Annotated in this window: 24 protein-coding genes and 1 tRNA gene; 8 read left to right on the top strand and 17 right to left on the bottom strand. The window is 67.4% G+C overall.

Going from position 1 to position 24124, the window contains the following annotated elements; all coding sequences use genetic code 11:
- Positions 1-8: 8 nt before the first annotated feature.
- From MRBLMI13_RS04025 to MRBLMI13_RS04015, 3 genes are all read left to right on the top strand, one after another.
- Positions 9-935: an SPFH domain-containing protein gene (locus MRBLMI13_RS04025; protein ID WP_042536670.1), complete on the top strand. Its 927-nt coding sequence runs from the start codon at positions 9-11 to the stop codon at positions 933-935.
- The gene (locus MRBLMI13_RS04020) at positions 932-1705 is read left to right on the top strand and encodes a glycerophosphodiester phosphodiesterase family protein (RefSeq protein ID WP_367820252.1); all 774 of its coding nucleotides are present in this window, start codon (positions 932-934) and stop codon (positions 1703-1705) included. Before MRBLMI13_RS04025 ends, MRBLMI13_RS04020 begins: the two co-directional genes overlap by 4 nt.
- Positions 1706-1830: 125 nt before the next feature.
- A complete protein-coding gene (locus tag MRBLMI13_RS04015; protein ID WP_042536672.1) occupies positions 1831-2214 on the top strand; it encodes an RNA polymerase-binding protein RbpA in 384 nt (127 codons plus the stop codon).
- On the opposite strand, the gene lnt is transcribed toward MRBLMI13_RS04015, so the two are convergent.
- Genes lnt through MRBLMI13_RS03970 form a run of 9 tightly spaced genes read right to left on the bottom strand, consistent with a single transcriptional unit; the run spans position 2211 to position 11926 of the window.
- A complete protein-coding gene (gene lnt / locus MRBLMI13_RS04010; RefSeq protein WP_367820254.1) occupies positions 2211-3734 on the bottom strand; it encodes an apolipoprotein N-acyltransferase in 1524 nt (507 codons plus the stop codon). The two genes, MRBLMI13_RS04015 and lnt, sit on opposite strands and share 4 nt — an antisense overlap.
- 11 nt (positions 3735-3745) lie before the next feature.
- Entirely contained in the window at positions 3746-6223 is a 2478-nt protein-coding gene (locus tag MRBLMI13_RS04005) for a DEAD/DEAH box helicase (RefSeq protein WP_367820256.1), read from the bottom strand.
- Complete coding sequence (gene tatC / locus MRBLMI13_RS04000) at positions 6220-6978, bottom strand: twin-arginine translocase subunit TatC (RefSeq protein ID WP_309694281.1); 759 nt, start codon at positions 6976-6978, stop codon at positions 6220-6222. Before tatC ends, MRBLMI13_RS04005 begins: the two co-directional genes overlap by 4 nt.
- Positions 6979-7032: 54 nt before the next feature.
- A complete protein-coding gene (gene tatA / locus MRBLMI13_RS03995; protein ID WP_367820258.1) occupies positions 7033-7290 on the bottom strand; it encodes a Sec-independent protein translocase subunit TatA in 258 nt (85 codons plus the stop codon).
- 27 nt (positions 7291-7317) lie between these two features.
- Positions 7318-8307 (bottom strand): helix-turn-helix transcriptional regulator, encoded by a 990-nt coding sequence (locus MRBLMI13_RS03990; RefSeq protein WP_367820260.1) that lies wholly within the window; start codon positions 8305-8307, stop codon positions 7318-7320.
- Positions 8304-9299 (bottom strand): helix-turn-helix transcriptional regulator, encoded by a 996-nt coding sequence (locus tag MRBLMI13_RS03985; protein ID WP_367820262.1) that lies wholly within the window; start codon positions 9297-9299, stop codon positions 8304-8306. The genes MRBLMI13_RS03990 and MRBLMI13_RS03985 overlap by 4 nt, the downstream gene beginning before the upstream one ends.
- The gene (locus tag MRBLMI13_RS03980; protein WP_367820264.1) at positions 9299-10216 is read right to left on the bottom strand and encodes a hypothetical protein; all 918 of its coding nucleotides are present in this window, start codon (positions 10214-10216) and stop codon (positions 9299-9301) included. Before MRBLMI13_RS03980 ends, MRBLMI13_RS03985 begins: the two co-directional genes overlap by 1 nt.
- A gap of 10 nt (positions 10217-10226) precedes the next feature.
- Complete coding sequence (locus tag MRBLMI13_RS03975) at positions 10227-11246, bottom strand: tRNA (adenine-N1)-methyltransferase (RefSeq protein ID WP_309688445.1); 1020 nt, start codon at positions 11244-11246, stop codon at positions 10227-10229.
- A complete protein-coding gene (locus MRBLMI13_RS03970) occupies positions 11243-11926 on the bottom strand; it encodes an HAD family hydrolase (protein WP_367820266.1) in 684 nt (227 codons plus the stop codon). The genes MRBLMI13_RS03975 and MRBLMI13_RS03970 overlap by 4 nt, the downstream gene beginning before the upstream one ends.
- A gap of 91 nt (positions 11927-12017) precedes the next feature.
- Here MRBLMI13_RS03970 and MRBLMI13_RS03965 point away from each other — a divergent pair, with 91 nt between their 5' ends.
- Positions 12018-12866, top strand: a complete 849-nt coding sequence (locus MRBLMI13_RS03965) for a PAC2 family protein (RefSeq protein WP_042536682.1) — start codon at positions 12018-12020, stop codon at positions 12864-12866.
- A 24-nt stretch (positions 12867-12890) separates the two neighbouring features.
- On the opposite strand, the gene MRBLMI13_RS03960 is transcribed toward MRBLMI13_RS03965, so the two are convergent.
- Together MRBLMI13_RS03960 and MRBLMI13_RS03955 are read right to left on the bottom strand one after the other, a co-directional pair.
- On the bottom strand, positions 12891-13715 hold the full coding sequence (locus MRBLMI13_RS03960) for an undecaprenyl-diphosphate phosphatase (protein WP_367820268.1): 825 nt from the start codon (positions 13713-13715) through the stop codon (positions 12891-12893).
- 45 nt (positions 13716-13760) lie between these two features.
- Entirely contained in the window at positions 13761-15056 is a 1296-nt protein-coding gene (locus MRBLMI13_RS03955; RefSeq protein ID WP_042536684.1) for a M20/M25/M40 family metallo-hydrolase, read from the bottom strand.
- A 113-nt stretch (positions 15057-15169) separates the two neighbouring features.
- Here MRBLMI13_RS03955 and MRBLMI13_RS03950 point away from each other — a divergent pair.
- Positions 15170-15252, top strand: a tRNA-Leu gene (locus tag MRBLMI13_RS03950).
- A gap of 121 nt (positions 15253-15373) precedes the next feature.
- On the opposite strand, the gene MRBLMI13_RS03945 is transcribed toward MRBLMI13_RS03950, so the two are convergent.
- Together MRBLMI13_RS03945 and MRBLMI13_RS03940 are read right to left on the bottom strand one after the other, a co-directional pair.
- Positions 15374-16471: a VIT1/CCC1 transporter family protein gene (locus tag MRBLMI13_RS03945; RefSeq protein ID WP_367820270.1), complete on the bottom strand. Its 1098-nt coding sequence runs from the start codon at positions 16469-16471 to the stop codon at positions 15374-15376.
- A 124-nt stretch (positions 16472-16595) separates the two neighbouring features.
- Positions 16596-18338, bottom strand: a complete 1743-nt coding sequence (locus MRBLMI13_RS03940; protein WP_042536686.1) for a DEAD/DEAH box helicase — start codon at positions 18336-18338, stop codon at positions 16596-16598.
- Positions 18339-18483: 145 nt separating this feature from the next.
- Between MRBLMI13_RS03940 and MRBLMI13_RS03935 the strand changes: the two genes are divergently transcribed.
- Positions 18484-19311, top strand: coding sequence for an SGNH/GDSL hydrolase family protein (locus MRBLMI13_RS03935; RefSeq protein WP_079112780.1), 828 nt, complete (start codon positions 18484-18486; stop codon positions 19309-19311).
- 13 nt (positions 19312-19324) lie between these two features.
- On the opposite strand, the gene MRBLMI13_RS03930 is transcribed toward MRBLMI13_RS03935, so the two are convergent.
- Positions 19325-20128, bottom strand: coding sequence for a TrmH family RNA methyltransferase (locus MRBLMI13_RS03930; RefSeq protein ID WP_367820273.1), 804 nt, complete (start codon positions 20126-20128; stop codon positions 19325-19327).
- Between the two features lie 97 nt (positions 20129-20225).
- Between MRBLMI13_RS03930 and MRBLMI13_RS03925 the strand changes: the two genes are divergently transcribed.
- Entirely contained in the window at positions 20226-21065 is an 840-nt protein-coding gene (locus MRBLMI13_RS03925) for a Sir2 family NAD-dependent protein deacetylase (protein ID WP_367820275.1), read from the top strand.
- Positions 21062-21649 (top strand): histidine phosphatase family protein, encoded by a 588-nt coding sequence (locus MRBLMI13_RS03920; RefSeq protein ID WP_042536690.1) that lies wholly within the window; start codon positions 21062-21064, stop codon positions 21647-21649. Before MRBLMI13_RS03925 ends, MRBLMI13_RS03920 begins: the two co-directional genes overlap by 4 nt.
- Before the next feature lie 26 nt (positions 21650-21675).
- Here the strand turns inward: MRBLMI13_RS03920 and MRBLMI13_RS03915 are convergent, their stop codons facing one another.
- Genes MRBLMI13_RS03915 through MRBLMI13_RS03905 form a run of 3 tightly spaced genes read right to left on the bottom strand, consistent with a single transcriptional unit; the run spans position 21676 to position 24123 of the window.
- On the bottom strand, positions 21676-22482 hold the full coding sequence (locus MRBLMI13_RS03915; protein ID WP_367820277.1) for an HpcH/HpaI aldolase/citrate lyase family protein: 807 nt from the start codon (positions 22480-22482) through the stop codon (positions 21676-21678).
- Positions 22479-22964, bottom strand: a complete 486-nt coding sequence (locus MRBLMI13_RS03910; protein WP_367820279.1) for a MaoC family dehydratase — start codon at positions 22962-22964, stop codon at positions 22479-22481. The genes MRBLMI13_RS03915 and MRBLMI13_RS03910 overlap by 4 nt, the downstream gene beginning before the upstream one ends.
- A 10-nt stretch (positions 22965-22974) precedes the next feature.
- Positions 22975-24123 carry an acyl-CoA dehydrogenase family protein gene (locus MRBLMI13_RS03905; RefSeq protein WP_367820281.1) on the bottom strand — a complete coding sequence of 383 codons (1149 nt, stop codon included), beginning with the start codon at positions 24121-24123 and terminating at the stop codon, positions 22975-22977.
- Position 24124 lies beyond the last annotated feature (1 nt).

The following is a 24124-nucleotide window of genomic DNA, read 5'->3' as shown; positions in this document are numbered from 1 at the left end:
AGAACCTCTTGGACGATGCATCGTTCATCCCCGCCGCGATCGGGTGGATACTCGTCATCGCGATCATCATCTTCGTGGTGGTCACGCTGGCTCGCTCCATCCGCATCATCCCGCAGGCCACAGCCGGCGTGGTCGAGCGCCTGGGCCGCTATCACAAGACGTTGATGCCCGGACTCAACATCCTGGTGCCCTTCATCGATCGCCTCCGGCCCCTCATCGACATGCGCGAACAGGTGGTCTCGTTCCCGCCGCAGCCTGTGATCACCGAGGACAACCTCGTGGTCTCGATCGACACCGTCGTCTACTTCCAGGTGACCGACGCTCGCGCCGCGACGTACGAGATCGCGAACTACCTCGGTGCGGTCGAGCAGCTCACGACGACGACCCTCCGAAACGTGGTCGGTGGCCTCAACCTCGAAGAGGCTCTGACGAGCCGCGACAACATCAACGGCCAGCTCCGCGTCGTTCTCGACGAGGCGACCGGCAAATGGGGCATCCGCGTCGGGCGAGTGGAGCTGAAGGCGATCGACCCGCCCATCTCCATCCAGGATTCGATGGAGAAGCAGATGCGCGCAGAGCGTGACCGCCGTGCGGCCATCCTCACGGCCGAGGGAACCAAGCAGTCCGCGATCCTCGAGGCGGAGGGCGCACGGCAGGCGGAGATTCTCCGCGCAGAGGGTGACAAGCAGGCGGCTGTGCTGCGCGCCCAGGGCGAGGCCGAGGCGATCCAGAATGTCTTCACCGCCATCCACCAGGGTGAGCCGGACGACAAGCTGCTGGCCTACCAGTACCTGCAGATGCTGCCGAAGATCAGCGAGGGACAGTCGAACAAGCTCTGGATCATCCCGAGCGAGTTGACCGAGGCGCTCAAGGGCATCGGCACCGCGTTCACGCCGAAGCCCGGACAGCCTCCGACGAACCACCCGGGCGCGTGACGCACCCCTACTTCGAGAAGGCAGCCCACCCCCGAGTCCTCGCTCACCGCGGTCTGATCACCACGGCGGGCGAGGACTCCGGCGTCTGGGAGAACTCGGCAGCGGCCTTCGCCGCGGCCCACGCCGCCGGCGCCGAGTACATCGAGACGGACTGCCGGATGACGGCCGACGGTGACGTCGTTCTCTTCCACGATGCGACGCTGCAGCGACTTGTCGGCGACCCCCGACCCGTGCGGGATGTACGCACCCGTGAGCTCGCCGCGATCTTCGCCGATCACGGCGGTCTCCTCACCGTCGCCGAGGCCCTGTCGGCATTCCCGACAACGCGCTTCAACATCGATGTGAAGACCACCGAGGCCGCCGAGCCCCTGGGCCCGATTCTCGAAGATCACACGCACCGTGTGCTCGTCACCAGCTTCTCGGATTCCGACCGTCGCGCCACGATCGCATCGGTGCTCCGTGCAGGTGCCGCTCTCAGACCGGCCACATCGGGTGGCAGTCGCACCATCGCCGCAGTTCGCGCCCTCTCGGCTGTCCGCGTCTCCCCCGGCCGCGCGCTGCGCGACATCGACGTCCTCCAGATCCCCGAGCGTCACCGCGGTGTGAAGGTTCTCACTCCCCCTCTGATCAGCGCCGCGCACCGACGCGGCGTCGAGGTCCACGTGTGGACGGTGAACGACGCCGACTCCATGCGACGGCTGGTCGATGCAGGTGTCGACGGGCTCGTCACGGACCGCGCGGACCTCGCGCTGGCGACGATCGGCCGCTGATCGCGCCACGCCGCCTCTACGCTGTGGCGCTGGGATTCCGCTGTGAATCGCGCCGAGATTCCGCCCGCGTGGATGAAGCGCACAGGCTGGAGCGTTATACCTGACAGCGACGAGAGGACCACACAATGGCAGATCGCAGCCTACGCGGCATCCGACTCGGCGCCCAGAGCCTACAGAGCGAAGAGGGCGTCGTTTTCATGGAGCGCCGTGAAACCACCTACATCTGTGACACCTGCGGCCATGTCACGAACCTGATGTTCTCGGCGGACGCAGAACCGCCCCAGACCTGGGAATGCCGTGCCTGCGGAGCGGACGCCCGCCTGAACGTCGACGGCCAGGCCGTCACGCTCGACGCGACCGACGAGAAGGCAGCGCGAACGCACTGGGACATGCTTCTCGAGCGTCGTACACGCGCAGAACTCGAAGAGCTGCTCGAAGAGCGACTCGCCTTCATCCGCGCGCGCCGCGGTGCAGGTGAAGACCCGACCCGCGAGAAGATCGGCGCCTAGCGCCGACGGGCGCGCAACCACCCGAAGGCCAGCGCGCCCAGCCCGCCCCACAGCAGCAGCATCTGGATCCAGGGGCCGGTGACGACACCGGCTGTCAGGCCGGAGCGAAGCTCGACATCCTCGAGCAGCGCTCCGGCCTTTCCTGCGTCGAGGCTCGATACGGTGGACCCATCCGGGCGGATGATCTGGCTCGTGCCCACCGTCGAGATGTTCACGACGCTGCGGCCGGTCTCGATCGCCCGCATCCTCGCGAATGCCAGCTGCTGCAGATTCTCGTTGGTGCCTCGGAAGTCGGCGTTGTTGGTCTGGAAGACGAGAACCTCGGCTCCTTCGGCCATTCCCTCGCTGATCACGTCGTCGTAGATGACGTCGAAGCAGATCGCCAATCCGACCCTCACGCCGTCGACATCGATGACCGGCGGGTTCGTTCCCGGGGTGTATTCGCGTTGGATGAGTCCGATCAGATCGGGCGCGAGTGCATTGAAGAAGGCACGGTCGGGCACGTACTCGCCGAAGGGAACCGGGTGCCGCTTGTCGTGCACTTGCCCGTCCCCGCCGTCTTCCGTCCACAGCAGTGAGGTGTTGTAGAACAGGCCCTCTCGTTCCGTCGCGGCGTTGGCAAGCAGCGGCGCGCCGATTCGCGAGGTGATCGCGCTCATCCTCCGCGCCAACGAATCCGACTGGAACGGGTCGAAGTCGAGCGATCCCTCGGGCCAGACCAGCAGATCGACGTCTTCGCCGTAGAGCGGTTCGGTCGCGTCCGTCTGAGCGTCGATGAGCGAGTAGGGCTGGCGCTCGTCGAAATACCCGCTCGGCCCGTTCCCCTGCACCGCGGCGATGCGCATCGACCCGGTGACGGTCGTGGGGAACAGCGGCGTGATGAGCAGGGCCACCGTCACGATGACCGGTGCGATCAGCGCGGTCGGGCGTCGCCAGGCACGTTCGCGAATCACCTGGATGAGGAGGGCGACGAGGAACACCATCAGGAAGCTGAGACCGCTGACGCCGATCCACGAGGTGACCGGGGCCAGCGGGCTCTCGGCCTGGCTCATGCCCAGACGGGCCCACGGGAAGCCTCCGTACGGCCAGGAGCCGACGAACACCTCGCGCCCGACCCACAGCGCAGCCACGACGGCCGGAAGAAGCAGGAGGCGCGCCCAGGCGCCAGGGAAAGCTGTGGGGATCCATCGATAGGCGAGCGTGATCAGGATCAGCGCCACCGCCGTGAGGACGCCTTCGAGGACGCTCAGTGCGGCCCAGGGCAGCGGGCCGAGGTAGCGCGAGGTGAACGACACGAGCAGTCCGAAGAAGATCACCCCGTAGACCAGCCCCACCGCGAGCGCGCCTCCGACCCGACGGCCGATGAGCGCGACGAGCAGCAACGCGGTTGCCGGGAACGCCAGTGCCCACACCGCGGCATCCGGGTAGGAGAGATTCATCAGGAGCGCAGCCAGGGCCGCAACGGGAAGGGCGAGCGAAAGCGGCAGAAGAGGGCGCTGTCGCGCTGGGGAATCAGGCATCGGTCCCGTTCTCACATCGAGGAGTAGGCAACGATGCCGCGGCGCACGCCGTCGAGAGCGACGCGGGCATTGCGCGCCAGGGCGCCGTCCTCCGCGACGATCGAGAGCTGGTCGAGCAGGTCGATCGTCTGCTTGGCCCACCGGACGAAGTCGCCCGCGGCCATGTCGGCGTCGATCAGGACGCGATCGAGCATCCCGCCCCGGGCCCACGAGTGCATTGCGCCCGCGAGACCGGCAGCCAAGGGCTCGGACCCCGGAAGATGGTGATCCTTCTCGAGGTCGTCGAGCTCGGCCCAGAGAGTCGTGGTCTTCTCGTAGGCTGCGCGGAAAGCCCCTCTCGGCAGATCGCGCTCGCCCGCGTTCGCCTCGTCGCGACGCGGCTCGTAGACGAGGCAGCAGGCCATGGCGGCGAGCGACGGAGCGTCCAGGCCGCTCCAGAGACCCTGCCGCAGGGATTCTGCGACCAGGAGATCACGCTCTCCGTAGATGCGACGCATCGTCCGACCGGCCTCGGTGAGAGTGGTCTCGTCGTTCTCGTCTCGGTGGAGGTAGTCGAGCGTCTCGAGCACCTCGACGACACGATCGAAGACGCGAGCCACCGTTCCGGTCCTCGTCTCGATCTGACGACGGATGCGGTCGTTCTGCCTCTTGAGCTTCCAGTACCGCTCCGCCCAGCGGGCGTGGGCCTCGCGATCGGGGCAGCGGTGGCAGCCGTGCCGCTGCATCCGGGTGCGCAGGCTCTGGATCTGCTTCATGCGCTTGTCGCGCGATGCCCGCGGAGCGTTCGAGTCCTGACGGTTCTTCTTCTCGAGGTCGCTGAGCTCTCGGCGGATCGAGGCATAGTCCAAGAAGTCGCCGTGGTCGCAGACCATCGCCGCCTTGTAGCCGTCGAGGGATTCCTCGGCCTCACGCACCTGCCTGGCGAGTCCGACCACTGCGCGATCGGCCTGGAACTGAGCGAAGGACGATTCGAGCACCTCGCGCGCCCGCTGTTTGCCGAACAGGTCGATCAGGTTGACCGCCATGTTGTACGTCGGACGGAAACTGGAGTTGAGCGGGTAGGTGCGACGTGAGGCGAGTGCGGCGACCGCCTGCGGATCCATCCCCTCGGTCCACTGCACCACGGCGTGGCCTTCGACGTCGATGCCCCGTCGCCCGGCTCGCCCGGTGAGCTGGGTGTACTCCCCCGAAGTGATCGCCACCCGGGCCTCACCGTTGAACTTCTCCATCTTCTCGAGCACCACGGTGCGTGCGGGCATGTTGATGCCCAGCGCCAGGGTCTCGGTCGCGAACACGACCTTCACGAGCTTGCGCTTGTAGAGCTCCTCGACGACCTCTTTGAATGCGGGCAGGAGCCCGGCGTGGTGGGCGGCCACGCCGCGTTCGAGGTTCTCCAGCCAATCCCAGTATCCGAGAACACCGAGATCCTCGTCCTGCAGGGTCCGCGTCCTGTCTTCGACGATCGCGCGGATCTCGGCCCGCTCCTCGGTCGAGGTCAGACGGACACCCGATCTGCGGACCTGCTGCACCGCAGCGTCGCAGCCGACCCTGCTGAAGATGAAGAAGATCGCCGGCAGCAGGTTGGCCGCCTCGAGCAGCCGCACCACGTCGGGGCGGTCCATGCGCTCGATCCGCTGCACGTTCGCCGAGCGGACCGCACGGCGTCCTCCGCGTGGCGGACGCTGCGCCTGCCGTCCCGCATGACGATTGCTGCGGTAGGACTGCGCCTCACGGTTGTTGTCGTAGTTCGAACCGGTGGACGAGCGGATTCGCATCAGCTCCTGATTCACCAGAGCCGTCGCGATGCCAGCGCGGTCGTCGAACAGCGGGAGCAGATCATCACGCACCAGCACGTGCTGCTCGAGCGGCACCGGTCGGATCTCCGAGACGATCACCTCGGTGTTTCCGCGCACCGTGTCGAGCCAATCGCCGAACTCCTCGGCGTTCGACACCGTGGCGCTCAGCGACACCAGCCGCACCTGCTGCGGGAGGTGGATGATCACCTCTTCCCACACCGCCCCGCGGAATCGATCGGCGAGGTAGTGCACCTCATCCATCACCACGTACCGAAGGTCGCGCAGCGCTGCGGAATCGGCGTAGATCATGTTGCGCAGCACCTCGGTCGTCATGACGACGATCCGAGCGTTGCCGTTGATATTGGTGTCACCCGTGAGCAGACCCACGTCGTCGGCGCCGTAGACGTCGACCAGCTCGCGGAACTTCTGATTGGAGAGGGCCTTCATCGGCGTCGTGTAGAACGCCTTGTCGCGCGGCGTCTGCATCGCGAGATGGATCGCGAACTCTCCGACGATGGTCTTTCCCGCCCCGGTGGGAGCGGCGACCAGCACGCTGCTCCCGTCTTCGAGCGCGTGGCACCCTTCGATCTGGAACGGGTCGAGCTCGAACTTCTGGTTCGCGGCGAAGGCGACCGTCGCCGGGTGCCCTGCGGCTTCGCGAGCCGCGGCGTATCGCTCTGCCGGCGAGCTCATGCGCTCACGGGTTCGATGCCCGCGGCCGCATCAGCCTTGCGCTTGCGCCGATCGAAGAGCATCGAGATCAATGTTGCCGCGAAGTACAGCACGATCATGGAACCCATCAGCAGCAGCATCGAGAAGACATCGGCGGGCGGTGTGGTGACGGCCGCGAAGATCGTGCACACGAGTATGGCGACGCGCCATCCCTTGAGGATCTCCTTGCCCGAGACGACCCCCGCGAGGTTGAGCGCGACGAGGAAGACCGGGAGCACGAAGGCGATGCCGAGCACGAGCAGGAACTTGAAGACGAAGTCGTAATAGGTCGCATAGTCGAAGAACTGCGCCATTCCCGTCGGCACGAAGCCCGCCATGATCTCGATCACGTGCGGGAGGACGAAGAATGCGACGGTGCATCCGCCGAAGAACAGCGGGATGGCAGCTCCCAGAAACCCCCAGGTGTACTGGGTCTCCTTCTTCGTGAGTCCAGGCATCACGAACGCCCAGACCTGCCAGAGCCAGACCGGGGCTGAGATCAGCAGACCGATCGCGAACGCGATGCGCATACGGAGATCGAACCCGCTCGTCACGGTCGTGAAGTTGAGGCCGACGTACTCGCGACCTTCTTCTTCGGCGATCGCAGCGATCGGAATCGACAGGAGATCGATGACCGGTCCGGTGATGATGAACGCGATGATCATGCCGACCACGAGCGCGCCGGCCGCGATGAAAAGTCGCCGACGCAGCTCGACCAGATGCGCGCCGAGAGACATCCGCCTGTCGCGGCCCGGCGTCCCCGGATCGGCGGATTCGAGAGCGGACACGAACTATGCGGATCGAGGAGGCTGACCCGGATCCGTGTCGCGAGCCGTCACCGTGGTCTCCGCGGTGGTGGCCGCGGGAGTCGGGGATGCCGGATCCGCGGCGTCAGTCGCGTCCTCGTTCTTCATCGCCTTCATCTCGCCCTTGAAAACCCGGGCGGACTGCCCGAGGCTCTTCGCGAGTGCCGGCAGCTTCGCCGCACCGAAGAGCAGCAGGATGACGGCGAGGATGATCAGCAGATGTGGCCAACCGAAAGCGCCCATGATTCTCCTTCGTCGTTTAGTAGCAGTCTAACCGGCGTTGTCGCCGTCTGGTCGGCGATACAGCGCGAGTCCTGCGGCGGCCCACTCGCGAGCAGCTGTGCGGGCGACACCGGGATCCACGACTTCGAGGGCTCCGCCGAACCTCGCCGCCAGTCGTTTCACACCCCGAGGGTCGGCCAGGTGCAGCCGCACGGTGACGATCCCGTCACTGACGTCGGCGTTGTCCGCGGTGAGGAAGTCACCGAGCAGAGGCGCCATCCGCTCGGGCACGCGCACTCTGACCTCGCCCTCGTCCTCGACGGCGGTGAACGCCTCCGGGACGTGGTCACCGGCATGTGTGATCGGAATGTCCGTCAGACGCGCATCGCTCACCCGATCGAGGTGGAACGTCCGCATCGCCTGTCGCATGTGGCACCACCCCTGCAGATACCACTGTGCGTTCGTGATCAGCACCTGCACAGGATCCACGGTTCGCGTGGTGGGTGCGGCATCGGGCGCCTGGTACGTGAACGACACGGCGACACCGTTCTGCACACCGCGCGACACGACCTGGCGCACCTCGTCGACAGCGCTCGGCGCGACGACGACCTCTGCCGGGGCGTCTGCCGCACCGCGCGACAGCTTCGAGATGAGACCGCTGACGAGTCCGGAGTCGGAGACCGCCGGCACGGCGGCGACCATCTGCAGACCGGCGAGCAGCGCTGCGGCCTCGCGGGCGGTGAAGCGCGGAACCCGCCGCAGGGCGACATCGTTGGTGATCTCGATGACGTCCTCTTCGTCGAGGAGGTCCCAGTTGATGTCGAACATCTCCTGCGGCTGCTGCCAGAAGCCGGAATCACCGGGCAGGCCGATGACGGTCAGCTTCTCGACCATCTGTCGCATCTCTGCCGGAGTCACCCCGAACTCCGCAGCCGCCTCAGCGAGAGAGACCTGGCCGTGCTCGAGAAGGTAAGGCACGAGCGTCAGGTAGACGCGGACGCGGTCGGCGGCGAGCAGCGGCTTCGCCTGAGCGCTCATCGTGACTCCCCTGCGTCGGAGTTGGTCGCGACGACCGCGCTCAGGCGATCGACGACTGCGGTGCGGAGCGCGACGGGCTCGACCACCCGTACCTCGGGGCCGTACGAGGCGAGTTCGTCGGCGAAGATATGCAGGTCGACGAACGGCACGAGGATTCCCTGTGTCGCCGCAGGCGTCGCACGGCGGCCCAGACGCAGCGAGGCCTCGGTGCCAGGGGTGACCTCGAGCAGCGCCGAGTTCTGAGAGGCCACGCGCTCGAGACCGCTCAGTGCACGCTCCCCCGCTCCCTCGCGCAGGGCTGAGTCGAAGGCCCTCGTCGTGATCCTCACGTCCCCGACGATCCTGCTGAGCAGGAACATGCGGTCCTCCTCGATGTCCACGTCGACGCCGAAGACATGCCATCTCGCCTCGTAGTCGACAAGAGCCAGCGGACGGATGCTGCGGCGGCGCGGCGCGTCCTCCCCCGGCTTGAGGTAGTCGAAGACGACGACGCGGCTCTTCTCGATCGCGTCCTGCAGCTGCGGGAACGCCGCATCGCGAGCGGTGATCCGTGGCGCGAAGCCGATGATCGGCTCGTCGCCGTCGATCCCGAGTGCCCGGATCTTGCGCACGCCGGCCTTGGCGTCGCCCGACGCGGATTCGGCACTCCACACACTGCCGGCGAGTTGCAGCACAGCGAGCTCAGCAGCGGTGAACTCGATGTCGCTGGGCAGGTCGTATTCCGCCTGCGGAATGCGATAGCGGGCTTCGCGGAGGTCATTGGGATCAGCCTGGTCGCCGATCGTCTCGACGGGGACGCCGAGAGTGCGCAGCTCGTCCTTGTCGCGCTCGAACATCTTCTCGAGCGCATCCGAGCGCACGCCCGCATCGGCACGCTGACGGTAGCCCGACACGTTGTCGAGGATCTGCTGCTTGGTGAGCCCGATCTCCGTGGCCATGAGCGCCACGACGAGGTTCGTCAGACGCTCTTCCGCGGGAATACGGGCGGCCATCACTGCTCCGGAACGGGAACGATGCCCAGGATGTCGACCACGATGGCGGTCGCCGGGTTTCCGTCGGCTTCGGGCACGACGACGAGCAGCTGCGACCCGACGGTCGCGCCGACGAGCTCCTCCGCCGCCGGACCGATGTTGGGCTCCGCGCCCCAGCTGCTCGATGTGACGGTCTTGTCATCCCAGCCCAGAGCCATGATGTTGGTCACGATCGTCGAATCCTTCTCGACTTTCGCACCGTCGCCCTTGATGAGCGTCTGAGTCACAGCCTCCGTCGGAGCATCGCTGTCGGGGATGATCACGCCAGGGGTGCCGTCAGGAGCGCGCACCACGGTCGGCAGGCCACGGGCGTCGTTGAACTGGGATGCGCCTTCGGCGTGGGCCAGGTAGACATCCTGCAGGTCGACGATCGCGACGACGTTCTCGTCCTTCTCGAGTCCGAATGCCTCGGCATTGGCTTCACCGAAGTCCTCGGGGGTCAGCACGGCGACGATCCGGCTTCCGCCGGTGGCGCACTCGAGCACCGTCTCGAGTCCGGCGGACCGCTCGGCCCAGTACGAGATGCTGTGCACGCGGCTCGGGTCGCCGTTGAATTCGGACTCGTACAGCTTCTCGCCGCTCTCTCCGCCATAGAAGGCGATGTCGAGCACCATGGGCTGAGAAGTCGAGGTTAGGGTGTTCCCCTCGCCGGTGATCACGTCGGCGAACGAGGTCTCGTCCGCCTTCACGGGGCTGTAGACCGTGACGTCGGGCGCCTCACCCAGATCGCCCTCCACGGACACCGAATCCTTGATGGATGGGGTAGACGCGGCCGCACGATCGCAGACATCACCGGCGAACGACGGCGCCGAAGCGCATCCGGTCAGAGTGAGGACGGCGAGGCTGAGGGTGGCCAGAACGGCGGACGTTTTACGCACGCGCTCCAGTCTATTCCGTCGGTGGCTCGGATTCGCGCGAACCAGACGCCAGACGTGCCCCTTCGGCGGCCTTCGCGGCCTCCCTGGCACGCTTGCGCAGGTTCTTGTCGTTGATCTCCCGATCGCCTACGGCGCCGGGCGTCCACGCGTCGACATCCGCATCGCCATAGCTGCTCTTCGAGGCCCTGCGCTTCACCTGCGGCGCCACGGCACCCGGTGCCAGCCGGCGCGCCGTGAGGAGGAAGCCGGTGTGCGCCACCATGCGGTGATCGGGCCTGACGGCGAGGCCTTCGACGTGCCACCCTCGAACCATCGTCTCGGACGCCTCGGGGTCGGTGAACAGCCCGGTGCCGCGGATGTACTCGGCGACGCGCGAGAGCTGTGTGGCCGTCGCGACGTAGCAGAGGACGACGCCGCCGGGTGTGAGTGCGTCGGCGACGACGTCCATGCATTCCCACGGTGCGAGCATGTCGAGCACGACGCGATCGACCGTGCCGGCCGGGAACTCGGCTGGAAGCGCATCGGCGAGATCCCCGACGACCACGTTCCAGGTGTCCGGCGTCTCGCCGAAGAATGTCTCGACGTTGCCGCGGGCGACCTGGGCGAAGTCCTCACGACGTTCGAACGACACCAGTCGACCGACCGGACCGATGGCCCGGAGCAGCGAGAGCGAGAGGGCACCCGAACCGACGCCCGCCTCGACGACGACCGCACCCGGGAAGATGTCGGCCTGCATCACGATCTGCGCCGCATCCTTCGGGTAGACGATCGCCGCGCCGCGCGGCATCGACATCGCGAAGTCGCGCAGCAGCGGCCGCAGCGCGAGGTACTCGTGCCCCGAGCTGTTCGCGGCGACCGAACCGTCGGGAAGACCGATGAGGTCACGATGCCGCAGCACTCCCTGATGGGTGTGCAGCTCGCCGTCCTCGCGGAGGGTCACGGTGTGCAGACGACCCTTGGGGCCGGTCAGCTGCACCCGATCGCCCTCCCGGAACGGCCCGCTCGGCCGCTGTGAGGTGATGTCGGTCATCGGGTGGCTCCCGTCATGGAGGTCTTGCGGTCGAAGAGTTCGATCAGGTCTGCGGCGGTGCGGCCTTCGAGGGTCGGCCAGAGCTCGTGAGCGCCGACGTCGTCGAGGGAGACGATGTGCGGCACGCCGAGAGCGACGGCGCCGGAGGCGATGCCTGCACGGAGTCCGGTCGGCGAGTCCTCGATGACCACGGCCTCGGCGATGTCGATCTCGAGCAGCGACGCCGCGTGCAGGTACGGCTCGGGGTGAGGCTTGGGGTGGATCACGTCATCGCCGGCGACGACGATGTCGAAGGCGTCGAACTCGATCAGGTCGACGACGCTCAACGCCATGCGGCGCAGCGACATCGTGACGAGGCCGGTGGGGATCCCCGCCGACTTCAGGTCCTGCAGCAGCTCGCGGGCACCGGGGCGGAAAGGCACTCCCTGCGTGCGCAGCGCCTCCTGCACTCCATCGGTGAGGAGCGAGATGATCGCCTCCGCGTCCATGTCCACCCCCGCGTGCTGGAGGATGATCGCACTGTCGATGAGACCGTTGCCGACCAGCTGAAGGGCGTCCTCGTGGGTCCATGACCCGCCGAAGGATTCGACCAGCGCCGTCTCGGCTGCCATCCAATACGGCTCGGTGTCGACGAGGGTTCCGTCCATGTCCCAGAGGATCGCGCGGGGCTGTCTGCTCACCGAACCATGTTACCCGTGGCTCCGCCCGGTCCCCGCGCGGTCGGACTAGCCTGGAGGGATACCGATCGGGAATTGGCGAAGGGAGCCCACGATGGATGTCCTCGGTTCACGCATCGTCATCGTCGCCTTCGATGGCTGGAACGACGCGGGTGAGGCCGCGAGCGGTGCGATCGCCGCGCTGCGTTCCGCGAACGACTACGACCTCGTGCACTCCATCGACCCGGAGCTGTACTTCGACTATCAGTACACCCGCCCGGCTACGAAGACGGACGCCGAAGGCCGCCGCCAGCTCACCTGGCCCGAGGCCGGTCTGTGGCGCCCGCGCGACCCGGGGCCCGGTCCCGAGTTCTGGGTGCTGACGGGAGTCGAGCCCGCGCGCACCTGGCAGTCGTTCGCTGCGGAGTTCATCGACGTCGCTCTTCGCGACGACATCACCGGGTTCGTGACCCTCGGCGCGATGCTCTCGGATGTGCCCCACACGCGACCGATCTCGATCTTCGCCTCGAGCCAGAACGAGCAGGTCCGCGCAGCGCATGGCCTCGAGCGGTCTCTCTATGAGGGCCCCGTCGGCATCCTCAGCGTGTTCGAGCACTTCGCCGAGAGCGCCGGCATCCCGACCGCGAGCCTGTGGGCCAGCGTGCCGCACTACGTCGCCTCCGCCACTCCGTCACCGAAGGTCACCCTCGCTCTTCTGGACAGGCTCGAGGAGCTGACCGGCGTCGACGTCCCGCGCGATCACCTTCGCACCGAGGCCGCCGCGTGGGAGGCGTCGATCGACGCCGCCGCCGCCGATGACGAGGACATGACGGAGTACATCCGCCAGCTCGAGCAGACCCGCGACACGTGGGACTCCCCCGATGCGTCCGGCGATGCGATCGCTCAGGCCTTCGAGCGCTATCTGAAGCGCAGAGGCGACGGCCCCGGAGACCACAAGCGCTGAGCCAGGAGGTCTCCGGTGCCGCGGCTATGCTGCGATGACGCCGGTGCCGAGAAGGACCAGGAGCACCGTGCCCAACAGGATGCGGTAGATCACGAACGGCAGGAAACTGCGCTTCGAGATGTAGTTCATGAAGAACGCGATCACGCCCAGTGCCACGACGAACGCGATGCCGGTCGCTGCGAGCGTGTCGCCGAACGAGAAGAACGAAGGCTCGTCCCAGCTCTTGAACAGCTGGTAGAAGCCACTGCCGAACACCGCGGGGATCGCCAGGAGGAACGCGTAACGCGCGGCTGCCGCGCGCTCATAACCGAGGAACAGTCCCATCGTGATCGTCCCGCCTGAGCGCGACACACCCGGGATCAGCGCGAGCGCCTGCGCGAAGCCGTATGCGATGCCATGCGGATACGTGAGCTGATCGAGCTTGCGTCGCTTCGCGCCCACATGGTCGGCGACGCCGAGCAGGATGCCGAACACGATCAGCATGATCGCGACGATCCAGAGCGACCGGAAGACGGTCTCGATCTGATCCTGGAAGAGCAGACCGAGCACCACGATCGGGATGCTGCCGATGATGATCATCCAGCCCATCCGGGCATCCGGATCGCTGCGCGGCACTCTGCCCGTCAGCGAGCGGAACCACTGCGCGATGATGCGGACGATGTCGCGCCAGAAGAACACCACGACCGCCGCCTCCGTGCCGATCTGCGTGATCGCGGTGAACGCGGCACCAGGGTCCTCGCCGGACGGCAGGAACGTGCCGAGGATGCGCAGATGGGCGCTGGAGGAGATCGGGAGGAACTCGGTGAGTCCCTGGACGATGCCAAGGATGAGCGCTTCGAACAAGTGCATGGAGGAGCTTTCTGATTCGTGGTGCGCGGACGTGGAGCAGAGAGCTCAATACGTGCGCAGCAGATCGGCCAGCACCCGCTGACCGAAGACAAGCGATTCTACGGGCACTCGCTCATCGACACCGTGGAACATCCCCGTGAAGTCGAGGTCGGCAGGGAGGCGGAGTGGCGCGAATCCGTACCCGGTGATCCCCAGATAGGCCAGCGCCTTGTTGTCGGTTCCGGCGCCGAGCAGATACGGGATGACCGGCACTCCCGGGTCGTGCCGCCCCAGACTCGCCACCATCGCCTCGACGAGTTCGCCCTCGAACGGCGTCTCCATGCCGATGTCGCGAACGACGGTCTGGATCTCGATGTCATCGCCGACGATCTGCTGCAGCTCGGCGAGCACCTCGTCCTCGGTTCCCGGGATCACCCGCACGTCGATCAGCGCTTCGGCTCGTTCGGGGATCACATTGTGCTTGTACCCCGCGGTGAGCGCCGTGGGGTTCGTCGTCGTGCGGAACGATGAGCGGAGGAACGCCTCAGCGGGGCCGGCGGCGGCAGCAAGGGCGTCCGGGTCGTCGATGGAGCGGCCTGTGAGGGCGCTCAGGCCCTGCAACAGCGCCTCCGTGGTGGGAGTGAGACGAAGGGGCCACCGAGTGCGCCCGAGGGCCGCCACAGCTTCTGCGAGCTTCGTGACGGCGTTGTCGTCGTGCAGTCGGCTTCCGTGGCCGGCACGCCCCCGCGCGACGAGGCGGATCCAGATGAGCGCCTTCTCCCCCACCTGCAGCAGGTAGGCGCGGCGATCGTCGACCGTGATCGAATAGCCTCCCACCTCGCTGATGGCCTCGGTCGCTCCCGCGAACCACTCCGGGTGGTTCTGGACGACGAGCGCCGAGCCCTCGACGCCGCCGTTCTCCTCGTCGGCGAAGAAGGCGAGCACCAGATCGCGCTCCGGCTGCTCCCCCGCACGCAGGAGGTCTGCGACGGCCGTGAGGATCATCGCGTTCATGTTCTTCATGTCGACCGCTCCACGCCCCCAGAGCATGCCGTCCTTCACGATGCCCGCGAACGGGTCGACGCTCCAGTCCTCGGCCATCGCCGGGACGACGTCGAGGTGTCCGTGCACGACGAGAGCCGGCTTGCTCCGATCGCGCCCCGGCACGCGCGCCATCACGTTCGTGCGCCGCGGGATCGGCTCGTAGTATTCGACATCCAGACCCAGGTCCTGCAGATAGGCGCCGACATATTCGGCTGCCTCACGCTCACCCTTCGCGTTGCCTCCGCCGAAGTTCGAGGTGTCGAATCGGATCAGGTCGCTCGCGATGCGAACCACCTCGGGGAGAGCCACGTCAGTCATGAGGTCCAGGCTATCGAAACGTCGTGGCGCGCCCGGGCGTCACCGCCGGTTTCTGAGTGCCTCGAAGCTCGTGCTAATGTAAATCTTCGTTCGGCAACGAACATCCAGCACCTGCGCGGGTGGCGGAATGGTAGACGCGCTACGTTGAGGTCGTAGTGCCCGTAAGGGCGTGGGGGTTCAAGTCCCCCTCCGCGCACAGACAGGCCTCGGATATCCATACGATATCCGAGGCCTTCTTCGTACCTTCGGCGTCGACGTGTCGTCCGGCAGGACCCGAGGTGAATTCCCCGAGCCCTGCCCACGGGCCGGAGCGCGCGTCAGAGCGCGCTCACGCCGAACACCAGCCCGAGCACGTACGTGACGGCCGCAGCGCCGAAGCCGATCGCCAGCTGCCGCAGCGCGCGACGCAGGGGCGGTCCCCCCGACAGGATGCCGACCATCGCTCCGGTCGACAGCAGAGCGACCCCCACCAGCACGAGCGCGACGACCACCGCAGTTGTCCCCTCGAGTCCGAAGATCCACGGGAGCACAGGGATGATCGCGCCGGACGCGAAGAGCAGGAAGCTCGAGATGGCCGCCGTCCAGTCGCTGCCGACGATCTCGTGGTCGTCTCCGGCGTGGAGGTGGATCGGCCCGGTCGTCGTGCGCTCGACGCCGGCACGTGCGGCGTCCACTATCCGCCGTGCGCGCTCGAGCGCCTCCTGCTGGCCGATTCCGCGCGCGCGGTAGACCAGAGCGAGTTCGTTCTCGTCGATGTCGAGATCGGCGGCGGATGCCGCGGCATCCTCGTTGGCTTCCGTGGACGCCAGCAGCTCGCGTTGGGAGCGCACGGAGACGAACTCCCCCGCGCCCATCGACAGAGCCCCGGCGAGCAGACCCGCGATCCCGCTGAACAGGACGAAGGCGGAGCTGACACCCGTGGCGCCGATGCCGAGCACGAGTGCGAGGTTGCTCACCAGGCCGTCGTTCGCTCCGAAGACGGCAGCACGGAACGACCCGGACAGACGGCGCCTTCCACGAGCGGCGAGACCGCGGACGACTTCGGAGTGCACCTTCTCGTCTGCGCGCATGGCAGGAGTCGCGTACTGCTCGGAATCGTACGGAGATCTGTCCTCGGCGCTCTGCGCGAGTGCGAGGACGAAGATGGATCCGAACCGCCCGGCCATCCAGCCCAGCAGTCGAGACCGGATGCCGGCTCGCGGCAGTCGCGCCGGTTCGGCGCCCAGCAGATCGAGCCAGTGCTGCTCGTGGCGACGCTCGGCGTCGGCGAGGCTGAGCAGGATCTCGCGCTCCTCGCCCGTGCGACGGTTCGCGAGCTTCTGGTAGACGAGCCCTTCGGCGCGTTCTTCCACCAGGTAGCGAGCCCAGCGGCGACGGTCTGCGGCGGTCGGCTCGGCGGCAGCGGGGGCTGTCATGAAGTCTCCTGATCGACGATCCCCGGGAACGGGGCAACCGTTCAACGCTAGCTTCGAGCCACTCTCTCGGCGGCACTGGGAGCAGGATTGCCAGCTTTTCGGGCCTCCGAACCGAAGGCGCGATTCAGGATCGGACGCGCTTGCGGAGCACGTCGATGCGCGACTGCAGCTGCGTGACGGTCGCCTGCGCGACAGCAGGCCCGCCGCAGATCCGGCGCAGCTCCGCGTGCACGGCCCCGTGTGGCTCGCCCTTCTGTCGGGCGTACAGGCCGACGAGGCTGTTCAGCAGCTGGCGCTGCTCGCGAAGCGTGCGGTGCAGCGGCGCCGGGAGCGTGGTCGTCTCGGTCGGCCCCGCCTCGGCCTCCCGTGTCTCTCGCAGGCGAGTCTGACGTGCCTGGCGTTGCATCAGCAGCTCGTGCACGTGCTCCGGCTCGAGAAGACCGGGGAACCCGATGAACTCCTCCTCCTCGGGAGTGCCCGGCTCGGCGAGCTGGCCGAACTCCTGTCCCTCGAACACGACCCGGTCGAAGTGCGCAACAGACGAGAGCGCCTGATAGCTGAACTCCTGTGTCAACGCATCCGAGGCGTCGTCTTCGCGGTTCGCCGACTCGAGCAGCGAGTCCTCGAGCCCGTCGTCGTCCTTCGACTGACGATCGAGAGCGTGGTCGCGCTGCTTGTCCATCTCGTTCGCGAGTCCCATGAGCACCGGAACCTGCGGAAGGAAGACACTCGCCGCCTCACCCCGTCGACGCGCCCGCACGAAGCGACCGATCGCCTGGGCGAAGAAGAGCGGCGTCGACGACGACGTCGCGTAGACCCCGACGGCGAGTCGGGGCACATCGACGCCTTCCGACACCATGCGCACCGCGACCATCCAGCGATCCTCGCTGTTGCTGAACTTCTCGATCCGCTCCGAGGCTGTCGCGTCGTCGGACAGGACGATCGTCGGCTGCTGTCCCGTGATGCTGTGCAGGATCTTGGCGTAGGCGCGTGCCACCGTCTGGTCGGTCGCGAGCACCAGCCCTCCGGCATCGGGCACGTGGTGCCTGATCTCGGTCAGACGACGATCCGCAGCCGAGAGCACGGCAGGCATCCACTCGCCCTCGGGGTCGAGGGCGGTGCGCCATGCCTGCGACGTGACGTCTTTCGTGTTGTCCTGACCGAGATGTGTCTCGAGCTCGTCGCCGCTGCTCGTGCGCCACCGCATCTTGCCCGCGTACATGTGGAAGAGCACGGGCCTGACTACGCCGTCTGCCAGCGCCCGGCCGTAGCCGTAGTTGTAGTCGGTGCGGGAGATGCGCGCGCCGGACTCGTCAGGGTGGTACTCGACGAACGGGATCGGTGCGGTGTCGCTGCGGAACGGGGTGCCGGAGAGCAGCAGTCGGCGCTTCGCCGGTCCGTAGGCGTCGCGGATCGCGTCGCCCCAGCTGAGAGCGTCGCCGCCGTGATGCACCTCGTCGAGCACGACGAGCGTCTTCGCGTCTTCGGTCAGATGACGGTGGACCGACGACTTCGCCGCCACCTGCGCGTAGGTGACCACAGCGCCGTGGTAATGCCGTGCGGGCGCCCAATGACTGTTGCGGAACCGGGGGTCGAGACGGATGTGCACGCGAGCGGCGGCATCGGCCCACTGCGTCTTCAGATGCTCGGTCGGGGCGACCACGATGATGCGGTTGACCTCGCCCATGCGCATGAGCTCGACCGCGAGCGTGAGGGCGAACGTGGTTTTCCCTGCACCCGGTGTCGCCGCCACGAGGAAGTCTCGCTGATCTGCCTGGAAGTACTGCTCCAGCGCTTCCTGTTGCCAGGCGCGCAGCTTGTTCGCGGTTCCCCAAGGGGCACGCTGAGGAAAGGACGGAGAGAGCATCGAGACAACGATAATCGCTGCCGCCGACACTCGGCACGCTCACGAGTTCCGCCGCGCGCGTCTCGCCCGGACGCTCGTACCCGGGTAGGCTCGGTCACTGCGCGGCCTCCACCGCACGGCTGCGCTCGTCGTGAAGGAGAGCTGGATGACAGATCAGGATTCGATCCGAACCCCGGAGCTCGACAACGAGAATCCCCATCCCTGGCGGAGATTCGTCGCGATCGGCGACTCGTTCACCGAGGGCATCGGCGACCCGGACCCGTCGCAGCCGGGCAGCCACCGTGGCTGGGCAGACCGTGTCGCCGAGGTGCTCTCGCGCCAGGTCGACGACTTCGCCTATGCGAACCTCGCCGTGCGGGGCAAGCTGATCTCCCAGATCGTGCGCGATCAGATCGAGCCCGCCGTGGCGCTGCATCCTGACCTCATCTCGATCTGCGCCGGGGGCAACGATGTGATCCGACCGGGAACCGACCCCGACGCGATCGCCGCCCAGCTCGAGGACGCCGTCGCGCGTCTGTCGTCGACGGGCGCCGCGATTCTGCTCTTCACCGGAGTCGACACGGCCTTCACCCCGGTCTTCCGGGCTTTCCGCGGCAAGGTCGCCATATACAACGAGAACGTGCGCGCGATCGCCGAGCGACACGACTGCATCGTCGCCGATCAGTGGGCGCTCAAGGTCGTGCAGGACATGCGGTTCTTCGACGACGACCGCCTGCACTACAACTCGCTGGGCCACCACGAGGTCGCCCGCATGGTTCTGCGCGCGCTCAACGTGCCCAACGACCTCGAGGCCATGCAGCCCGAGACGATCCCGCTCCGCACCTGGCGCGAGGCCCGCACCGAGGACTTCGGCTGGGCACGAGAGCATCTCGTGCCCTGGGTCCTGCGTCGTCTGCGCCACCAGTCATCCGGCGATCACATCGTGGCCAAGCGCCCCGAGCCCTCCCCGATCATCCTCCCGAAGTCAGACTGACGACGGCCAGCGGTCAGGGCGAGGTGAGCGCCCACAGCGCCACTGCGGCGGCAGACGCGACGTTCAAGGAATCCACGCCACCGGACATCGGAATCGTCACGACCGTGTCGGCGTGGTCGAGGACCGTGCGGGAGAGCCCGTCGCCCTCCGACCCCATGACGATGGCGACTCGCTCGGGCCGGCTCGCGACATAGGCATCGAGCGTCACGGCGTCATCGCTGAGAGCGAGAGCTGCGATGTCGAACCGCGCCGCGTGGAGGTCCGCCACGGCCGACTCCCAATCCGTGATGCGAGTCCATGGCACCTGGAACACCGTGCCCATGCTCACGCGCACGCTGCGTCGGTACAGCGGGTCCGCTCCCCCGGGCGACACCAGCACCGCGTCCGCCCCGAGGCCCGCGGCCGCACGGAACGCCGCACCGACGTTGGTGTGATCGCCGACGTTCTCGAGGATCAGCACGAGGTTCGCGGCGTCGAGGACCTCGCGCACGGTCGGGAGCACGGGGCGATGCATCGACGCGATCGTGCCCCGGTGAACGGCGAAACCGGTCACCGATTCAGCCACCTCGTCGGGGACGACGTACACCGGCACGTCGAGGTCGCCGACGATCGCCCGGATGTCGTCCAGCCGGCGCTCCTGCACCAGCACGGAACGCGGACGATGACCCGCCCCGACCGCCCGAGCGATCACCTTCGTCGATTCGGCGATGTAGAGCCCACCCGCCGGTTCTCTCACGGTCCGGAGCGCGGTGTCGGTGAGCCCGCGGTAGTCGTCGAGTCGTCGGTCGTCCGGATCGGTCACGCGCAGCAGTTCCACGCGGCCCAGTCTGCCATCGCTTGGTCCACCGGCTCCGCGGTCAGCCGCGACGCGTCGACCACGCTGCGCACGTCGTAGACTCGCACAGGGAGGTCCTGTGAGCGCATCGAGTCCGGTCGAACTGTCGGCCACCATCGCTCGCACCGCTGAACTCCTGCGTGGTCGCAAGATCGCACTGCTCACGGGCGCCGGCATCTCCACGGACTCGGGAATCCCCGCCTACCGCGGCGAAGGATCCCGCAACCGGTCCGATCCGATGACGATCCAGCGGTACCTCGCCGACGAGGCTGCACGGCGCCGCTACTGGGTCGGCGGCCATCTCGGGTGGCGGGCGTTCGCTCGGGCCGAGCCGAATCCGGGTCATCTGTCGCTCGCCGACATGGAGTCGTCGGGTCACGTCAGCGGCGTCATCACCCAGAACGTCGACGGCCTGCATCTGCGTGCAGGCAGCTCTCATGTGATCGAAGTGCACGGAACGATGCGCAGGGTCCTCTGCCTGAAATGCGGTCAGGTGTTCGATCGCCGCGACGTCGCGGTGCAGATCGAAGAGCGCAACCCCTGGATCACCGTCCCCGAGAACGTGGCATTGAACCCCGACGGCGATGTGCTCCCGGAGAGCACCGACGGCTTCGTCGTCCCCGTGTGCACTGTCTGCGAAGGGATGCTGAAGCCTGACGTCGTGTTCTTCGGCGAGTATGTCCCGCAAGACCGCTTCAAGGCTGCCGAGTCCCTGCTCCGTGCCAGCGACGCTCTGATCGTCGCCGGCTCGTCTCTCGTCGTCAACTCCGGCGTGCGGCTCGTCGAACGCGCACGACGACGCAGCATCCCGCTCGTCATCATCAACCGTGAGCCCACGCGCGCGGACGTCTGGGCCGATGCCACCATCGCCGCAGGCACCAGCGATGTGCTCCCCGCGATCCAGGAGCTCCTCGAATGACTCTGCTCACGCTCATCCGCCATGGCCAGACGGACTGGAACCTGGCACGCCGGATCCAGGGCTCCACCGACATCCCGCTGAACGAGAAGGGCCGCGAGGATGCACGGACCGCCGCAGGTCTCCTCGAGGGCACCACGCACCATTCGATCTACGCCAGCCCGCTGAAACGCGCGCGGGAGACGGCCGAGATCATCTCCGGGAGTCTCGGCCTCGGCTCACCGGTGCTGGTGCCGGACATGCGCGAGCGCGAGTTCGGCGAGGGCGAGGGCATGCTCGTGTCGGACTACATCGAGAAGTACGGCGACTGGCTGTCTCCGGTCCCCGGGGCGGAGACATTGGAGGGGGTCGCAGAGAGAGCGCTCATCGCACTCGACACGATCGCTCGTGACGCTCGGCGTCGTTCCGCACCGGTGGCGGAGTCCGTCATCGTCGTGACGCACGGAGGCGTGATCCGGTCGCTGATCGACCATGTCTCCGGTGGCACGCTGCCGCGCGTCGGCGAGGTCCTCGCGAACGGCTCGGTCCACCGTTTCGAGGCCTCCCCCGGCTCGCTGCGCCTGATCGACCAGGGCATGCTCGTCTGACCCGGGAACCCGTGCAGCACGTCTGATCAGCGGACGCGGCTGAGCACCGATCGCGCGTGCCTCAGCACGGGCTCGTCGATCATGCGTCCTCTGAAGCGGAAGACGCCTCGTTCGCGCCCGGCGGCTTCGAGCACTCCGCGGGCCCACTCGACGCTGGCTTCATCCGGTGCGTACGCGGCGCGGATCACCGCCACCTGACTCGGGTGGATGCACGCGGTGGCGACGAACCCCGAAGCGGCCGCATCGACCGCCTCTGATTCGAGACCGGAGACGTCCTCGATGTCGACGTGCACCGCGTCGATGGCTCCCTTGCCCTGGGCTCCGGCCTCGAGGAGCACCCGTGAGCGCGCATAGCGGGCGACGTCGCGATAGCCGCCCGTCGCCGTGCGACTCGACGTGCCGCCGAGGGAGGCGACCAGGTCCTCCGCGCCCCACATCATCGCGACGACCTGAGGGTGGGCGGCGATTCGATCTGCGGCGTGAACGCCCCTCGCCGTTTCGCACAGGGCGACCAGCGAGAAGCTCTGGTCGAAGGCGGAGAGACTCTCCGCGCTCTCCGTCTTCGCGACCATGACGGTGCGGAAATCGGTCTGGGCGAGGGTCGCGAGATCGGCGGTGAAGGCGGCGGAATCCGGCGCGTTGACGCGGACGATCACCCGATCGGGGTCGAGGTCGGCCTCGATGAGATTCTGCCGGGCGCCGGCCTTCGCCTCTGGCAGCACGGCATCCTCGAGGTCGATGATGACCGCATCCGCCTTCTCGAGGGCTCCGCGGAATCGCTCGGGTCGGTCGGCAGGACAGAAGAGCAGCGCGGGTCCCAGGCTGAAGGTCATCGTCCCCCCTCCGGCAGGCAATGGACGAGGACGGTGCGGGTCGCCGTCGCGACGACTGTGGCGTCCTGGTTGCGTCCGGTATGGGCGATGGTCACGATTCCCTGACCCGGGCGTGATGTCGAGAGCCTCTTCTCGACGACGATGCTCTCGGTGTACAGCGTGTCGCCGGCGAACAGCGGGTGAGGGAACGCGATCTCCCCGAATCCGAGCTGAGCCACCAGCGTGCCCTGGGTCAACTGCGCCACAGATGCCCCGACCATCGTCGAGAGCGTCCACATCGAGTTGATCAGACGCGCACCGAAGGGGCGCTGCGCATCGGCGAAGGCCGCATCCAGGTGGAGCGCCTGGGTGTTCATGGTGAGCGTCGTGAAGAGGACGTTGTCGGCCTCGGTCGCGGTGCGTCCAGGACGATGCAGGTAGCGCGCGTCTGTGACGAACTCCTCGAAGAAGAGTCCCCGCTGGACGATGTCATGCACGGTCATGCCTGCCACGCTACCCGGCGAGTCCCAGCGCCCGCGCGATCACGAGCAGCTGCACCTCCGTGGTGCCTTCACCGATCTCGAGGATCTTCGAGTCGCGGTAGTGACGGGCCACCGGGAACTCGTTCATGAAGCCGTTCCCGCCGAAGATCTGCGTCGCATCCCTCGCGTTGTCCATGGCCGCTTCTCCAGCGACGAGCTTCGCGATCGCGGCCTGCTCGGCGAACGGTCGTCCCGCGTCGCGCAGACGCGCAGCGTGGTGCCAGGCGAGTCGCGCGGTGTGCACTCGGGCGCGCATGCGCGCGAGGGTGAACTGCGCGTTCTGTCGCGTGCTGAGGGCGCTGCCGAAGATCGTGCGACTCTTCGCATAATCGACGGCGGCTTCGAGACATCCTTCCGCCGCACCGGTCGAGAGCGCGGCGATCGCGATGCGTCCCTCGTCGAGGATGCTGAGGAAGTTGCCGAAGCCGCTGCCCTGCTCCCCCAGCAGGTTGCCCGCGGGCACGCGTGCACCGGCGAAGCTGAGCGGATGCGTGTCGGACGCGTTCCATCCGACCTTGTCGTACGGGGCCTCCACGGTGAATCCAGGGGTGCCGTTGGGGACGATGATGGTCGAGATCTGCTTGCGTCCGCCTTCGTTTCCGGTGACGGCCGTCACGGTGACGAAGCGGGTGATCGGCGTCCCTGAGTTCGTGATGAACTGCTTCGAGCCGTCGATGACCCAGTCGTCCCCGTCGAGGCGAGCGGTCGTGCGGGTCGCTCCGGCGTCGCTGCCCGCCTCCGGCTCTGTGAGACCGAAGCCCGCGAGGGCGCGGCCGGCGAGCAGGTCGGGCAGGTACTCCTGCTTCTGCTCTTCCGTGCCGAACCGGAACACGGGCATCGCCCCGAGGCTGACTCCGGCCTCGAGCGTGATGGCGATGGACTGATCGACGCGTCCGAGGGCCTCGATCGCGATGCCCAGGGCCATGTAGTCGCCCCCCTGGCCGCCGTACTCCTCGGGGAACGGCAGACCGAACAGCCCGAGATCACCCATCTGCGCCACGACGTCCATCGAGAGGGTGTGCGTGCGGTCCGCTTCGTAGGACTGCGGTGCGACGACCGTCTCGGCGAAGTCACGCACCATCGCGGCGAGCTCGCGTTCCTCATCGGTCAGCTCGAACATG

The organism is Microbacterium sp. LMI13-1-1.1 (assembly GCF_040815625.1).
In the GTDB taxonomy this organism is placed as follows: domain Bacteria; phylum Actinomycetota; class Actinomycetes; order Actinomycetales; family Microbacteriaceae; genus Microbacterium; species Microbacterium forte.
Note: the sequence above shows the minus strand (reverse complement) of the source record. Positions and strands in the feature narration are given on the sequence as shown.